At 41.2% G+C, this 17,433-nt stretch carries 10 protein-coding genes; 4 read left to right on the top strand and 6 right to left on the bottom strand.

The genetic code is table 11. The features are described 5' to 3' along the window. The first annotated feature begins 56 nt into the window (after positions 1-56). Positions 57-2,429: a PAS domain S-box protein gene (locus tag GPM24_RS03880; RefSeq protein WP_158825413.1), complete on the top strand. Its 2,373-nt coding sequence runs from the start codon at positions 57-59 to the stop codon at positions 2,427-2,429. Here the strand turns inward: GPM24_RS03880 and thrC are convergent. The 4 genes from thrC to GPM24_RS03900 form a co-directional block, all read right to left on the bottom strand. Then, the gene (gene thrC / locus GPM24_RS03885; protein ID WP_158825414.1) at positions 2,404-3,705 is read right to left on the bottom strand and encodes a threonine synthase; all 1,302 of its coding nucleotides are present in this window, start codon (positions 3,703-3,705) and stop codon (positions 2,404-2,406) included. The two genes, GPM24_RS03880 and thrC, sit on opposite strands and share 26 nt — an antisense overlap. 99 nt (positions 3,706-3,804) lie before the next feature. Continuing rightward, positions 3,805-4,806 carry a homoserine kinase gene (locus GPM24_RS03890; RefSeq protein WP_158825415.1) on the bottom strand — a complete coding sequence of 334 codons (1,002 nt, stop codon included), beginning with the start codon at positions 4,804-4,806 and terminating at the stop codon, positions 3,805-3,807. A 40-nt stretch (positions 4,807-4,846) separates the two neighbouring features. Next, positions 4,847-7,297, bottom strand: coding sequence for a bifunctional aspartate kinase/homoserine dehydrogenase I (gene thrA / locus GPM24_RS03895; protein ID WP_158825416.1), 2,451 nt, complete (start codon positions 7,295-7,297; stop codon positions 4,847-4,849). 763 nt (positions 7,298-8,060) lie between these two features. Next, the gene (locus GPM24_RS03900; protein WP_158825417.1) at positions 8,061-9,074 is read right to left on the bottom strand and encodes a glutamine synthetase beta-grasp domain-containing protein; all 1,014 of its coding nucleotides are present in this window, start codon (positions 9,072-9,074) and stop codon (positions 8,061-8,063) included. Between the two features lie 1,055 nt (positions 9,075-10,129). On the opposite strand from GPM24_RS03900, the gene GPM24_RS03905 reads away from it, so the two are divergent. Both GPM24_RS03905 and GPM24_RS03910 read left to right on the top strand, forming a co-directional pair. Beyond that, positions 10,130-11,197 (top strand): porin, encoded by a 1,068-nt coding sequence (locus GPM24_RS03905; protein WP_158825418.1) that lies wholly within the window; start codon positions 10,130-10,132, stop codon positions 11,195-11,197. A gap of 204 nt (positions 11,198-11,401) precedes the next feature. Beyond that, the gene (locus GPM24_RS03910; protein WP_158825419.1) at positions 11,402-11,845 is read left to right on the top strand and encodes a DUF4468 domain-containing protein; all 444 of its coding nucleotides are present in this window, start codon (positions 11,402-11,404) and stop codon (positions 11,843-11,845) included. A gap of 7 nt (positions 11,846-11,852) precedes the next feature. On the opposite strand, the gene GPM24_RS03915 is transcribed toward GPM24_RS03910, so the two are convergent. Both GPM24_RS03915 and proB read right to left on the bottom strand, forming a co-directional pair. Further along, complete coding sequence (locus GPM24_RS03915; RefSeq protein WP_158825420.1) at positions 11,853-13,103, bottom strand: glutamate-5-semialdehyde dehydrogenase; 1,251 nt, start codon at positions 13,101-13,103, stop codon at positions 11,853-11,855. 5 nt (positions 13,104-13,108) lie between these two features. After that, complete coding sequence (gene proB / locus GPM24_RS03920) at positions 13,109-14,188, bottom strand: glutamate 5-kinase (protein WP_158825421.1); 1,080 nt, start codon at positions 14,186-14,188, stop codon at positions 13,109-13,111. A gap of 270 nt (positions 14,189-14,458) precedes the next feature. On the opposite strand from proB, the gene GPM24_RS03925 reads away from it, so the two are divergent. Next, on the top strand, positions 14,459-17,425 hold the full coding sequence (locus tag GPM24_RS03925; RefSeq protein ID WP_158825422.1) for a TonB-dependent receptor: 2,967 nt from the start codon (positions 14,459-14,461) through the stop codon (positions 17,423-17,425). Positions 17,426-17,433 lie beyond the last annotated feature (8 nt).

The following is a 17,433-nucleotide window of genomic DNA, read 5'->3' on the forward strand; positions in this document are numbered from 1 at the left end:
TATAGCTAGATTTTAGCGGCCGCATTGTTTTATTATCATGAGATTACTGGTTTACTATGCAGGTAAAAGATAAAGCTAAAAAAACCAAATATGGCCCTTTTAAGATTGTTGCTTATTACATTCTGATCAGTTTGCTATGGATAACTTTGAGCGATCAGATTTTATTTGCGCTTGAAGGAAACTTCTCCCACCGCATCTTTTTGCTAATTAGCAGCGGTAAGGGTTTTATTTTTATACTGGCTACCGCATGGCTAATTTTCACGCTTACACGATTAGATCAAGACAAATTGCTGGAAAGTGAAATGCAGTACCGCCACATGTATGAGGGTAATCCCAACCCGATGTGGATTTATGATGTTGCTACGCTTCAGTTTGTATCGGTTAACAGTGCGGCTATTACAAGCTATGGTTATTCTGAAGAGGAGTTTTTGAGGAAAAGTATTTTAGACATAAGACCTACCGAAGACTGGCGTTTGCTAAAACAGGATGTTGCAGAATTGAACAGCAACCCAAATAAGCAAGGCGTATGGCGACACATAAAAAAAGACGGTACCATTATTTATGCCAATATAGCGCTTCAAAAAATCACCTTCAATAACCGGGCTTGCATGATGGTGGTGGCACGGGATACTACCGAGAAATTGGTATTTGAAAAACAGCTGGAAATAATTAACAAAACACTGCTTGAACAGCGCAGCCGCCTTAATGAAACTCAGCGCGTTGCCAAACTGGCTGGCTGGGAATATATCATTGATACAAAACAATTGTTATGGGCAAAAGAATTATATTTTATTACCGGTGTAAAGCCTGAAAATGACAGAAAGTTACTGGATATATTTTTAGACTATGTACATCCTGATGATGTAGAGGCAGTAAAGCAAACTTCAAAAGAGACGCTGTATTCGGGCAAGCCCATGGATATGGTTTATAGATTGCAGGGTGCAAATGGCGAAGTAAAATACATGCGGCAATTGGGCAATGTTGAATATAAAGACGGCAAACCCATTAAAGTAATTGGTTCTTTACAAGACGTTACTGAACTTAAAATACTGGAGCAGGAAAAAAACAAATACCTGTTCAATTTAGAAGATACGGTAAACTCCATTACCGAAATATTTTTTGCACTTAACCACGACATGGAAATTACACTGGCCAACAAAAAGTTTGAGCAGGAATGCGGCTTACTGACCAGTGATGTAATTGGTAAAAAAATAATTGATCTGTTTCCAACCAATATGATTAATCAAAACTTTTACCATGCTTATGAAAGAGTAATTAAAGAGAGAATAACCATAACGGTTGAAGATTACTCAAAGCAGCTTAACCAATGGCTAAGAATGTCGGGGTACCCTACACAAGAAGGCGCAGCTATATACCTGACTAATATTACCGAACAAAAAACAAAAGATATACAACTTAAAGAAACTGTTGAACGTTTTGATTTTGTTAAAAAGGCAACCCAGCTAGCTGTTTATGATTATCATATCCCTGAAAACCATCTTACCTATGATGCCAGTGCCAGCGACTGGGTTAACGACCCGCCACAACCTGGCAGCAACATGACGCAATGGTGGCACAGCCATATACACCCTGAAGATGTAGATGGCGTAGTTACCAGCCAGCAACGTGTAATTGCTGAAAGAGGCACTACCTGGAGCATGGAGTACCGCGTATACCGTGGTAACGGCATTTATCATTATGTGCTTGACCAAGGCTACTTTTTATTTAATGAGCAAAAAGAACCCGTAAGATTAATCGGCGCTATTAAAGACATTGAAGACATCAGACGGTCAAACGAAGACAACAAGCGGCTGGCCAGCATTGTATTGCGCATTACCAATATGGTTACCATTGTTGATACCAACGATATAATTACCTGGGTTAACAAGGCATTTGAAAATTTTACCGGCTTTACCTTAGCAGAAATTTCTGGAAAACCACTTGGTACTATTATGCATGGGCCAAATACCTCTGCAGAAACTTTAGCCTACATTAAACAACAACAAGCCCTGCAAACAGCATTTTCGGTAGACATTGTAAAGTACACCAAGGCAGGAACACCTTTTTGGGCTAATGTTGAATTCACTCCTACCTACAACGAATGCGAAAAATTTACAGGTTACATTGTTGTGTGCGACAACATCACTCAACGCAAAGAACACGAAGAAGCCTTGGAACGACAAAACGAAGCCTTGCGTGAAGTAGCTTGGTTAAGCTCGCACGAAATACGCCGGCCCGCTGCATCTATACTAGGGCTTATCAACTTATTGGAACATACCACCAACGAAGAGGAAAAGCAGGAATGCATTGCTCATATCAATAACTGTGCACACGAGTTAGACGAGATTATACACAACATCACCCAAAAAGTAGAAAACGAATTAAACTTAAATAATATACAGCCTACTGATACAACAAAAACCGTTTGAAGGCATCAAAGCTATTTGGTAGTTCAACCGCCTGTTTTACTCTGCTTTCCAGTTCTTTTACCGGTGCAGGTACACTAATATGCTGCGCAATGTTTTTTTCAATTACATCTGGAAACTTACAGGGATGCGCAGTAGATAAAAATACCCCCGCAATGCCCGGATGCTCTTGTTGCCATGCTTTTAGCGCACGCCAGGCAATAGCGGTATGCGGGCATACCACATATTGGTATTCGTCGTAAACCTGTTGCATAGCTTCACGCGTTTGCTCGTCTGTGTAGCTATACCCAGCCATTAACTGATTCAGTTGCGATGGCTCATCTTTAAACATATCGGCAATACGCAGCCAGTTGCTGGGGTTGCCCACATCCATGGCATTGGCAATGGTTTGTACCGACGTTTTAGCTTCATAAACACCCGTTTTTAAAAATGCCGGAACGGTATCATTAGCATTTGTAGCTGCAATAAACTGCTGTATAGGCAAGCCCATTTTCCAGGCCAGTAAACCAGCGCCTATGTTACCAAAATTGCCGCTGGGCACCGCGAATACTATATTGTTTTTCCCTTCGCGCTGCAACTGCGCATAGGCATTAAAATAGTAAAAGGTTTGTGGAATTAAACGTGCAATATTAATAGAATTGGCTGAGGTTAATCGAAACGCATTATTCAGCTCGGCATCAGTAAATGCCTGCTTTACCAGTGCCTGACAATCGTCAAATGTACCGTCAATTTCCAGCGCCCGAATGTTCTGCCCATTAGTAGTTAGTTGCAGCTCCTGAATGTTACTTACCTTGCCCTTAGGGTACAGAATAGTTACCCGTGTATTGGGCACGCCTAAAAAGCCTAAAGCCACCGCCCCGCCAGTGTCGCCCGAAGTAGCTACCAATACATCTAACTGCTTTTCGCCGGGTTGCAAAAAATAGCTCATCACGCGGCTCATAAACCGGGCGCCAAAATCTTTAAAAGCCAGCGATGGACCATGAAACAATTCCAGCACATACACATCCTCTTCCAATTTTACAGCAGGTGCATCAAAGTTTACGGCATCTTCAATCAACGTTTTTAAATCGGCTTCGGGAATAGCATCACTCAAAATGTTTTTGGCTACCGTAAATGCAATTTCGGGCAAAGTGTATTGGTGCAGGTTATTGATAAAATCATCACTAAGGTGTGGTATTTCTACCGGCATATACAAGCCTTTATCTTGCGGCATACTGTTAAAAACAGCTTCTTTAAAATCTACTAAGTGCGCTTTATTATTGGTGCTGTAAAGTTTCATTATGGACGTAAAATTCAGATGTTCAACTTCGGATTGATCACCGTTTTTAATTGCTATTCTATCTTGGTTCTTGTTTCTCGACTCTTGTCTCTATCTCCCCTATCCTATCACTCTAGGCCCAGTATCATTAATGGTAGATACATAAGCCTGCGAGCCAATTTTTAAACCGGTTAAATGCTGCTGCAGCTTTTGAGTGATCTGCCTTGCAATTTCTTCATTCCGGGCAAAGGCAAAAACAGACGGACCTGAACCTGATATACCAAAGCTTACCGCACCGGCTTCCATAGCCAGTTCGCGTAATTTGTAAAAATCCGGGATCAAAATAGAGCGCACCGGCTCTACCAGCACATCCTGCATGCTACGGCCAATCAGGTCAATATCTTGCATAAATAAACCGCTTACCAAACCTGCAATATTACCCCACTGTGTAACGGCGTCTTTCATGTTAATTTGCTTGCGGATAATTTGCCGAGCCTCGCGGGTGGGCACATCTACTTCTGGGAACACCACGGCACAATACAAATCTTTAGGATGCGGCAGACGAATTACATCCAGCGGATCATAACTACGAATCAATACAAAACCACCCATCAAGGCTGGGGCTACGTTATCAGCATGGCCGTTTCCGCAAGCCATCTCCTCGCCTTTCATGGCAAAAGGCAATAATTTAGCTACATCCGTTTCATCGCCTAACAGGGTTTTAACGGCAAACAAACCTGCTACTGTACTGGCCGAGCTGGAACCTAATCCGCTGCCTATCGGCATTTTTTTATGCAGCTCGATATCCAAACCAATGTCTGTACGGCCTATGCTTTCTAAATAATGCTGTACACTTACACTTACCGTGTTTTTAGCCGGATGAAGTGGCAACCGGCCATCATCTCCGGTAATTTTACTGATGGTGATGCCGGGCTTATCTGTCAACCGCATAATCACCTCATCGCCCGGCTCGTTCACGGCAAAGCCCAGCACATCAAATCCACAAACCACGTTGGCCACGGTAGCCGGAGCAAATACTTGGATGCTATCGCTCCCGTGCTTCCTAAAAGCTGAAGTTTGATTTTGGATAAATGAAGTTCCCTGTTGTATTTCTTGTTCCATTTTAAAAGAAAATCTTGATCTTACTTCTTGGCTCTCGTCTCTAATTCGCACCTACGTTAATCAAATCTGCAAATACACCAGCTGCAGTTACTTCGGCACCGGCGCCAGGCCCTTTTACCACCATTGGCCGCTCTTTATAACGGTCGGTGGTAAAGGCAATAATATTGTCGCTGCCCGACATGCTAAAAAACGGATGACTTTCATCTACCATTTGTAAACTGATAGAAGCTTTTCCATCGTCCAGTTTACCAATATAGCGCAACACTTTGGCGCTATTTTCGGCTTGTTGTTTAATGTTATTGAAATATGCATCTTCGGCCAACAGGGCAGCATAAAACTCGTCTACGGTTTGCGCGTCTAAACATGCTTGTGGCAGTATATTTTCAATTTCCACATCTTCGGCTTCCATTTGATAACCGGCATCGCGGGCCAATATTAAAATTTTGCGCATAAAGTCTTTTCCACTTAAATCATCGCGAGGGTCGGGTTCGGTATAACCTTTTTCTTGAGCGGTTTTTACCACGTCATGAAAACTTGCCTCGCCTTTAAAGTTATTGAAGATGAAAGAGATAGTGCCCGATAAAATGGCTTCAATTTTTTGCACACGATCGCCGCTTACCATTAAATCTTTCAAAGTACGGATGATAGGCAGCCCTGCACCCACGTTTGTTTCGTAAAAGAAATCGACGCCATGCTTGCGGGCAGTTTCTTTAAACATTTTGTACTGGCTGTACGAAGCTGAATTACCAATCTTATTACAGGTAACGATAGAAATAGTAGCTTTAAAAACCTCTTCGTAAACAGTAACCGGCACTGGGCTGGCGGTATTATCTATAAACACGCAATTAGGCAGGTTCATGCTTTTCATCCGGGCCACAAATTCTTGCAAATTGGCTGGCTGACCGTACTGCTCTAATTCATCCTGCCAGCTGTCTAATGATAAGCCATCGGAGTTAAAGAGCATCTTTCGGGTATTACTGATACCTGCAATTTTTACCTGGATACTGTTATTCTGCTCTAAAAACTCGGTGTGCTGTTTAAGTTGCTTGATAAGTGTTTTACCAATGTTGCCGGTACCCAAACAAAATACATGCAGTGTTTTGTTGAATTGAATAAAGAAGGCATCGTGCACGGCATTTACCGCCTTGGCCAAATCGGTAGCAGATATGATTACCGATATATTATACTCAGATGAGCCCTGCGCAATAGCCCGAACATTGATACCATTACGGCCCAAGGCATGAAACAACCGCCCCGACATGCCCGGCGTTTGCTTCATATTTTCGCCCACGATGGCTAATACAGCTAAATTACCTTCAATAACAGGTTTATCCAGTTTATTGGCGGCCAATTCCAACTCAAACTCCTGCTCCATTAACTGACAAGCCCGTTCGGCATCTACCGGATTAACAGCAAACGTGATGCTATGCTCGGACGAGGATTGCGTGATTAACACCACATTAATTTGCTCTCGGGCAAGCAGTGAAAACAAGCGACCGCTGAAACCTGCCTTGCCTACCATACCACTTCCCTGCAAATTAATGATACTAATGCTATTGATAGAAGATATACCTTTAATAGCCAAATTGGAGTTACGGCAATCATGACGAATAACAGTACCTTCAAAGCTTGGTTCAAAAGTATTTTTAATTACAATTGGAATTTTCTTCAAAAATGCCGGGATCATAGTTGGCGGATAAATAACCTTAGCGCCAAAGTATGATAGTTCCATAGCTTCGGTATATGATAACTCGGGCAGTGAAAAAGCCTTTTTAACAATGCGCGGGTCGGCAGTCATCATGCCGTTCACATCAGTCCATATTTGAATTTCACTGGCGGTAAGGGCTGCACCCAAAATAGCAGCGGTATAATCACTGCCACCACGGCCTAAAGTAGTTACTTGTCCAGCATCGTTACTGGCAATAAAGCCGGTTACAAAAAACAGTTTGTCTTTACTTTCTGCGGCCAAATTTCGAACTAATAATTCGGTTAATGCAGTATTTACCTTTGCCTGCCCAAAACTGCTGTCGGTTTTAATTACTTCTACAGCATCTACAAATAACACGTCAGGGAAATACTGCAAAGCCATACGGCTCAGCATCAATGTTGAACAACGTTCGCCGTAGCTTAAAATAAGGTCGCGTGTTTTAGCGGTTAGCTCACGCAAAATATACACCCCTTGCAATAAATCCTCTAGCTGGTTAAAATAGATTTTGAGACGGGTAAATACCGGGTTTTGATGCGGAATTTCCAGCAACTGTTTAACTACCTCAAAATGCCGGCTTTCCAGTTCGGCCAATTGCGCAGTAAACTCCTGACCAGATGCAGCCAGTTCGGCCATTTCGGTGAGCAAATTAGTAACGCCACTCATAGCCGATAATACTACTACCAGGTCTTGATCTGCCTGATGTTCGTGCTTTACAATGTCCATTACGGCACTAATGCTTTGTACCGAACCTACTGAAGTACCTCCAAATTTTAAGACTTTCATAAACGTTTGTTAAAACAAAAGCGCCTTCCTGTTTTAGAGGAAGGCGCTTTGCTGGTTTTTGTTATTGTTTACACCATACGGTTACCTTCCTCCTAGCTTTATGCCGGTGGTAATAATAATGGTAATAATGGTGTTGTTAATAGTCATGTACTTGCGTTGTGCTAACGATTGTAAATTAAAGTGATAATTTTCAGATAAGCAAGCTTTTGTAATATTTTATTTAAATTCTATAGAATTTATAGATTTTACAGATGATGATCCTTTTTAGCCAACTTTTAAAGTTAAATAAGTAAATCAGTATAGTAAAACAATCCAAAAAAGCTCAGAAAACAAAAAACCATCTAACTTTTTGGGCCAGATGGTAGCAGTGTATTGTAATTGTGTATCCCGGTGCAATATAATTTCGCTTTTAAATAAAAGGAGTATAAATTTTAAAACAATTCCCTTCAAATAAAGCAACTATGCTAAATTTTGTTTAAAATATTTTCACACAACAAACAAAAACAAGCACAATTTAAAGAAACAACCGTGTCAAAGATTGACGACGACTTCTTTTGCACAAAAATAATATTATTTACCAACAACAAACCGAAATAATTCTAATGCGATGATTATTTAATGTAAAATTTACACTAAGCGTACAAAGCGTTAAATCTGCACCTTTCCGATTATCATACTGATGATAAAGCGCCATTACGCGAACCTATTTTAAACAAAAAAGCCTTCGGAAAATCCGAAGGCTTTGGCTTTATATAAGTTTGAATTAAACTTGTGCAGATTTAACTGTTTTAATAATACGGGCAGCCACTTTGTATGGATCGGCAGCTGAATTTGGACGACGATCTTCCAGATAACCGCTCCAGCCTTTTTGCACAGTGAACAGCGGGATACGGATAGAAGCACCACGGTCAGATACACCGTAGCTATAGTCATGAATAGAAGCAGTTTCGTGCTTACCGGTTAAACGCTGCTCGTTATCGGCACCGTAAACTTCAATATGCTCGGCTACTACCGGACGGAAAGCTTCTAAAACTTTGGTATAAGTTTCTTGGCTGGCTGCAGTACGCAATAAAGTGTTCGAGAAATTAGCGTGCATACCAGAACCGTTCCAGTCTAAAGTACCTAACGGTTTACAGTGCCAGTTGATAGAAACACCGTATGATTCGCCGATTCTTTCCAGTAAATAACGGGCAACCCAAATTTGATCGCCAGCTTCTTTGGCACCTTTGGCAAAAATTTGGAACTCCCACTGACCGGCAGCTACCTCGGCATTAATACCTTCAACGTTTAAGCCAGCCTCTAAACAAACGTCCAAATGTTCTTCAACAATTTCGCGACCGAATGCATTGTTAGCACCTACAGAGCAGTAGTATGGACCTTGCGGAGCTGGATAGCCATTTACAGGGAAACCCAATGGTTTATTGGTTTCCGGATCCCACAAAAAGTACTCTTGCTCAAAGCCAAACCAGAAATCATTATCGTCATCTTCGATAGTAGCACGGCCGTTTGATTCATGCGGCGCTCCTTCTGAATTTAAAACCTCGCACATTACTAAATAACCGTTTTTCCTTTGTGGATCTTCACAAATAAAAACAGGTTTTAATATACAATCAGATGAACCACCTGGTGCTTGCTCAGTTGACGAACCATCAAAGCTCCAGTTAGGGCAATCTTCTAATTTGCCGCTAAAATCTTTTTCAATTTTTGTTTTGCTACGTAAGCTTTGAGTGGGTTTGTAACCATCAAGCCAGATGTACTCTAATTTAGCTGCTGCCATTGTGATTATTTAATTAATTGGGACAATTTTGAATTGGGTTAATTTATAATAATTACCTATAGTGTGTGAAATTACACCTTTTTTAATGAAATATGCAATATTTATAACTGCTTTTTTACAATTTTCAATTTTTATCAGGATTTCGTTACTTAAATCGTACCACGATATAGAAATTTACTTATCTTAAACTACTGCGCATTATATAATCTAGCCGTTAAAACGGCCTACCTCTGCAAACCGTTACAACAACCAAAATACTTTATAAGCAATGCTTGAATACTATTAATCGCAAAAGTTTAACACCTTCCTTATATAGTTGTACTGAAGCAAACATTTATAAATTTTTTTCTTCTTTATATCTATTACTACAATAATCTACCACAAAGTAAAACTCTTTTTTCAAATAAACCTTCAATAACATTACTTTTTTTGTCTAATTCTCAGTTTTTCACATCAGTAAATGAATAAACATATCATATTTGTCATATAAAATTCTTTCTTAAATTATTTTGCTATATATTTAGCTCATAAACATTTAAAATTTATATAAAAGCTGCGCTAACCCAATATTTACACCTCACTATCTAATAATTTTTAAGTAAATAAAAATAAAACATAATATATCACTATTATATCATTATAAAATGCTACTAATCTCAATTATTTACGGTCAAACAACATGGATAATTGAGTAAAAGCGAATCAGACTTTTTTAAACATAACACTCCTATTTACGCAAGAGATGATAACGCGACCAGCATCAATTGTTTGCTTAACGGTGTATCGAACAAACCGCTTACAGCATAAATAAAAGCTTAATTAAGTAAAGGCGCTGTATGCTACATATTAATACTTAACACTATTTAACTGTAACAGCAAAGGCTTAAGCAGCCTGCGCATATTCCTTTGTTAATTATACCAAGGCTTTAGTAAGCCTTGTCGACATATATAGATTTACTGACCATTTTTTACAGGTTGCTAGTTTTCAACCTGCAAGCCATTGTTGTGCTTAAACTGACCTGTTTTGATTAATCAACCTTAATTATTTCACACTCATGAAGACAACCTTTTTACTTTTATCACTGCTTATTACAGGGTTAACGGCCCGATCGCAAGACACAACCAAAACCACCCCTGCCCCGGCCGATCCCGGACTAACTATTTTTGGCTCGGTAGATACTTATTACAAGTATGATTTTGCGGGCAAAAAAAACGCAAATATTGCTACCAGCTTTGCCAACGAACCAAATTCAATATCTATTGGCATGGTTGATTTAGGCGTAAAAAAGAAGTACAACAAAGCCCTATTTGTAGGCGAACTTTCATTTGGCCCCAGGGGGCAATCACAATCCCTCCCAAATGCGGCCGGCTTGTATGATGAAGCGGTAAACAGTTTTCACATCCAAAACCTATATGTAGGATATGATTTGACCGACAAGCTGAACGTAACAGCAGGCTATATGGCTACCTTTGTGGGTTATGAAGTAATATCACCGGCAGGTAACTTTAATTACTCCACTTCCTATTTGTTCACCAACGGCCCATTCCAAAATGCCGGTATTAAATTTACTTATACGGTAAGCGATAAATTTAGTGTAATGGCCGGATTGTTTAACGACACCTGGAATTACTATCAATCATCACGTGATGTATCAACCTTTGGCGCACAGATATTTGTTAGTCCGGTTAAAGGGTGGAATGCTTATTTGAATTTACTAACCGGCTATGCATCGGGTACCGAGGTTGATTTAACCACATCCTACCAGATAACCAATATGTTTAAACTAGGACTTAACGCAGCATCTTTTTCGGCCCCCAACAGCTCAGGTGGCTTTACGGGCGTAGCGTTGTATCCACAGGTAGCAGTATCAAGTGCGGTAACATTGGGTTTAAGAGGCGAATACTTTAAGTCGAAATCGGCCAGTGTAAATACCTATTCGCGTATTGCTCCAGACGATAATGTAAAAGCATTCACCCTAACAGCAAACGTAAAAGCAGGTCCATTAACTTTTATACCCGAAGTACGGTTAGATAAAGCCGGTAAAGACACCTTTGTAAAAAGCAACGGTAATCCAAGTAAATCGGCCGGGCAGTTTCTTTTCGCTGCCGTTTATGCTTTTTAATACACAAAACTTTAATAACTTTAAGAGATTGCCACTTTACAACGTGGCAATCTTTTGCTTATGATGAAAATCGCATCACTACTTCTGCTACTCTGTGCGAGCCTTGTTGCTTTTGCACAAAAGGAATTACTGGTTTTAAACGAACAGAATAAGCTAACGTATTTTCAAATTAAAAATATACCGGCCAACAGTTCTACTGAATCAATGAATTATACAGTTGATTTTTTAAAGCGCAACTATCCAGGCATCACCTTATATAAAGATGATGTTAAGGACAGCACACTCGAAGGAAATGGTAAGGTACTGCTATATAAAAAATCCATGTTATCCGGTCAGGAAGATGGTGAAGTTACCTATCAACTAAGAATAGATTTTAAGAATGGCAAATACCGCCTTTTATTAACCAACTTTAATTACACCCCATATAAGCGTACACGTTTTGGCACCTTTGCCCCGGTGGCAGGCATAGTGGTATCGCTAGATAATCCTGGTAAAAGTATTGGCGCAAAGCAAGCAGACAACTATTTAAATCAAATTGGCGCTTACAGTGCTGCTTTTGATAAGCAGTTGGAAGCTTACCTGCAAAATCCTTTAGCCAGTAAAGAGAACAAGCCGGCACTTAAAAAAGTAAATACCACAAACTGGTAACTGGCAATTAAGCGTTTCGTACCTGCCCATTACCCTTAATCAGCCATTTGTAACTTGTCAGCTCTTCCAAACCCATTGGGCCACGGGCGTGCAGTTTTTGGGTACTGATACCAATTTCGGCACCTAAACCAAATTGGGCACCGTCGGTAAAAGCGGTTGAAGCATTTACATATACAGCGGCGGCATCCACCTGGGTCAAAAAAATTTCAGCAGCGGCATCATCTTCTGTAATAATAGCCTCACTGTGTTTAGAACTGTATGTGGCAATATGATCTAAGGCCTTATTTAAACCGCTCACTGTTTTGATGGCCATTTTGTAAGATAAAAATTCGGTACCAAAGTGCTGGACGCTGGCATGATGAAGCAAATTATTTGGATAGTAACCAAATAAAGCCTGATAAGCCTGCTCATCTGCAAAAACTTCAACCTGTTTTTCGGCCAGTGTACCCACTAATCGAGATAAATCCTCCAAACGGCTTTCGTGAATCAATAAGCAATCCAACGAATTACAAACACTTACCCGGCGGGTCTTTGCATTATAAATAATAGCACTCCCTTTTTCGGCGTCGCCAGAGGCATCAAAGTAGGTATGTACAATACCAGCACCGGTTTCTATAACTGGCACTTTACTATTTTGCCTAACATAATCAATTAATTGCTGGCTACCTCGGGGTATCAATACATCTACATATCCAACAGCATTTAACAACGCAGCAGTTGCCTCTCTTTCGACAGGCAAAAGCGTAGCTGCGTTAATATCAACTCCAAACTGCCCCAATACGCTATGAATTAACGCAACTATAGCCTTATTAGAATACATGGCGTCACTGCCGCCTTTTAATACACAAATGTTCCCTGTTTTAAAACACAGGGAAAACACATCGAAAGTAACGTTAGGCCGGGCCTCATATATCACACTAACCACACCCAATGGTACTCGTACTTTAGATAAAGCCAGGCCACTAGGCAACACGTTTTGCAAAAGCACCTTACCTAAAGGACTTTTCATACCGGCCACATTAATCATATCATCAGCAATATCCTGTATTCGGCCGGGGGTAAGTTTTAACCGGTCATATTTAGGGTCAGCAACGTCCATCCGGCTTAAATCTTTTTGATTTTCGGCTAGCAGAAAATCTGTTTCCGCTACGGCAGTTTGTGCTACGGCTACTAAAATTCTGTTGGTGATATCAGTCGGCAAACCTGCTAAACTGCGACTTGCTTTTACAGCGTTTTCAAAATAGCTGGTATACTCCATATAATTTAATGGTTTAAATACAGATAATCATAATGAACCAAGGGTTTTTGATTTTTTTGACCTAAACGTTCACGAGCCTTGTCTGAGCCATATTCGGCAATTCCTTGTCCTACCGCATTGTTATTCTCATCGAGCAATTTAATAATATCGCCTTTTTTAAAATCGGTTAAAATGGCAATCAAGCCAACCGGCAATAAGCTGGTGGCTTTAGTTGACAGCAAAGCCAGCTTAGCTCCCTCGTTCATTTGTACGGCTCCGGTGGCGTAATGCACAGCATGGGCAATCCATTTCTTTTTGCCTGATTTGCTTTTTTGCGGTTTAAAGCGGGTATGCTTAATGGTGTTTTGTAAAACGCCTTCCAAAATACCATCAACTGTGCCATTAGCAATGTGAACGGCTATACCCAACTGCGCCACTTTTTGCGCCATGGTAGATTTGGTAATCATCCCGCCTCGGCCAAACTGCGATTTGCCTGTGCTTACAAATGATGAAAAGTTGGTATCAGCATCTGTAATTTCTTCCAATAATACTGATGTTGGCAATTTGGGGTCGCCGGTGTAAATACCGTTTACATTAGTTAAAATGATCAATGCATCTGCATTCAGCATAGAGGCTACCAAGCCGGCCAACTCATCATTATCGGTAAACATCAGCTCAGTTACCGATACCACGTCATTTTCATTAACAATAGGTATTACCTGATGCTGCAGCAATATTTCCAAACAGTTTTTCATGTTCAGGTAATGCACCCGGTCCCGAAAATCTTCTTTGGTAACCAGCACCTGCGAGCATAATAACTGCTGCTGCTCAAACAGCCGGGCGTAGGTATTAATAAGTTTCACCTGCCCTATTGAGGCTAACAGTTGCCGCGCGGAAATACTATCTACCTTATCAGTTACCTGTATCAAGCTACGGCCCGATGCTACAGCGCCTGATGATACCAGTATCACTTCGATACCTTGTTTTTTTAAGGCAGTGAGCTGTTCTACCAAATGGCTGATCCGGTTAATGTCAGGTAACCCATCGGGCTGAGTAAGCACGTTGGACCCTACCTTAACAACAACTCGCTGATAATTAAAAGACATATTATTATGATATTCTGGAAAAAACAATAATACAAATTACCCTATAGGATAGATAGCATTTGACAGCAATTTATTAAAATTTCACTATCCCGTATTGGTAAAACAATAATTTCTATATATTTGTCTACTTATTTGATAGACTTTATATAGTTTAACATTATCACTATGTATCACCCATCTATACACCTGATGTGTTTTGCCCACTGTTGCTGAACAATTATCAAAACAGCAATTCCAAAACTTGAATATTTCAAATCTGAATCTTATTGAATGAAAATCTATACGCAACACACATCACTATGGCTCCGCCTAACTGCGGCATTAATTTTAATTTTGATTTCGGGCAACATTGGCTATGCACAAGAAAGCAACCTGGTAGTAATTTCCGGAAGAGTGGTAGACCAAACCTCGCAGCAATCGCTTCCGGGCGTAAGCGTTAAAATTAAAGGAACGGTAGCCGGTACCTCTACAAATGAAAAAGGCGATTTTTCAATTAAAACCCGCCTTAAATTCCCCATCACTTTAATATTTAATTACATAGGGTTCCAACAGCAGGAATATGTTATAAAAGATGCCAGTTCTAAACTGAACATTGAACTGGTAACGCAAACCATGCTGGGAAAAGATGTGGTAGTTACCGCCTCACGTGTAGAAGAAAACATATTGAAATCGCCTGTAGCTATTCAAAAGCTGGATATCCGCACTATTCGCGAATCGCCTGCCCCTTCATTTTATGATGCGCTGGAAAATGTAAAGGGCGTACAAATGACTACCTCCAGCTTAACCTTTAAAGTGCCCAATACCCGTGGTTTTAACATTCCTAACAACTTCCGCTTTATGCAGTTGGTTGATGGTGTAGATATGCAAGCCGCCACGTTAGGTGTGCCGCTGGGTAACGCCATTGGCCCAACCGAACTGGATATTGCCAGCGTAGAAATTACGCCTGGCGCAGCATCGGCCCTCTACGGCATGAACGCCATTAACGGTATGGCCAACCTGCTTACCAAAGATCCTTTTGTATATCAAGGGTTAAGCATTTATCATAAAACCGGCGTTAACCATGTGAATGATCCAGATCATAGCGCAAGTGTGTTAACCGAATCGGCTATCCGCTACGCCAAATCATTTAACAACAAATTTGCCTTTAAGGTTAACGCCAGCTATATGCAGGGTACCGATTGGATATCTAACACCCGCCTGGATCAAAACCCCAATAATTTAAAAAGCGCTAACCCAGGCTACCCGGCGCTAAATGATGCCAACGCCGCTTTTGACGGCTGGAACAAATATGGCGATGATGCATTGGCCGGCAGTAATCTGGTATCCATCAGCGGTCTGAACATTGATGGAAAAGCTAATCAAACCCTTCGTGTAGCCCGCACCGGCTATTGGGAAAATGAACTGGTGAACCCGGATGTATCTAACCTAAAATTTGATGGTTCATTACATTATAAACTGAACGAGAAGGTACAGATATCTTACGGTTACCGATATGGTAAAATGGGCGGCGTATTTCAACGCGGCAACAAAATCAGGCTGGATGGCGTGACGGTGCAAAACCATAGCCTGGAAGTAAAAGGCAGCAATTTCAAGATACTGAGCTACGTTTCATTGGAAAATACCGGCAATTCGTACAACGTAAAACCACTGGCCGATAACCTGGACTTGTACAGCGGCGGTTCATCAAGCGCATGGGGTACTAAGTACCGCAATGCTTTAACTGCTTATGCAACGGCCAATGGCGGAGCGTTAACATCAAGCAATTTAGCAGCAGCCAACAACTACGCCCGCCAAATTGCGGATGCCAGTCGTGTAGTGCCAGGCACTGATGCATTTAACCAGCTCAAACAAACTATTATTGGCATCAACAACTGGGATATTAAATCGAGCCAGATACCGGATGCACCCGAAACAGGCGGCGCTGCTTTACTGCAACGCAGCCGCATGTACCATACCGAAGGGCAATGGGATTTATCTAAACAGGTAAAAATATTTGACTTGCTGGTAGGCGCCGATGCTCGCATTTATCAAATTATCCCAGATGGTAACAACTTCGTCGATTTTTCGAGACCGATTGCTGACCGTAACAAACCGTTAGCCGACGGCTCGTTTGGTGATAACGTTTATTACAAAAAGTTTGGTGGGTTTTCGCAGATAACTAAATCCTTTTTTGATAACACCTTGAAAGTGTTCGGCTCGTTAAGATTTGACTACAACCCTGAGTTTGATCCTAAATTTACGCCACGCATTGCCGCTGTATATTCGCCTACTGAGAACCATAATTTCCGGTTCACTTACCAGCAGGGCTACCGCTTTCCGGCATTGTTTGAAGCTTTATCGTATGTAAACAACGGCCGCGTTAAACGTGTGGGTAGTTTATCGTACATCAACGAGGGGTTGGGCTATTTGGAAAACAGTTATACCCAAGCTTCGGTAATCAACTTCAATGCAGCCGTAAGTGCTGCCGGCAATACTGATGCGGCAGCCCTGCAAAACCGTAACTTGCTGGAAGTCGCTAATCTGCCCAAAGCTCGTCCCGAAAAAATTAATTCGTTCGAGGTAGGCTACAAAAGTATTTTAGCCAACCAAAAAGTAGTTATAGACTGGGATGCTTATACCAATAAATACAATGGATTTTTAGGACAAGTACAGGTATATGTACCCCACGGAACCACTGTAGGTACCGATGCCGCTGTTCTAGCCATGCTGGACATTAACCGCGACCCCAGAACGCCAAATGCAACAACCCCTAATGCTGCCAGCCAAGGGCAAGACCGATACAGGGTATACACCAATGCTAAAAATGATTACGTAAACTATGGCTCGGCTTTGGGTATTACTTATAACTTTTACAAACGATTTGCTTTGGCAGGTAACGCCAGCTTCAACAAGCTGAAAAGCAATAAAACCGACGATATTTTTGTAACCGGCTTTAACACGCCACAATGGACAACCAACGTATCTTTCGGTAACCGTGAGATTGTAAAAAACTTAGGGTTTAGCGTGGTGTACAAATGGCAAGAATCATTTTTATGGGAAAGCCCGCTGGTAACCGGTACCGTACCGGCATTTACCACGTTTGATGCACAGGTAACTTTACGTGTTCCGGCTTATAAGGCCAACCTTAAACTGGGTGGTACCAACGTTTTCAACAAGCGTTATATTCAATACGCTGGTGGCCCAACCATTGGGGCGCTATACTATCTGGCTGTTACGTTTGATGGATTGTTGAAGTAGCTATCCTC

It is taken from the genome of Mucilaginibacter lacusdianchii (assembly GCF_009770985.1).
Classification (GTDB): domain Bacteria; phylum Bacteroidota; class Bacteroidia; order Sphingobacteriales; family Sphingobacteriaceae; genus Mucilaginibacter; species Mucilaginibacter lacusdianchii.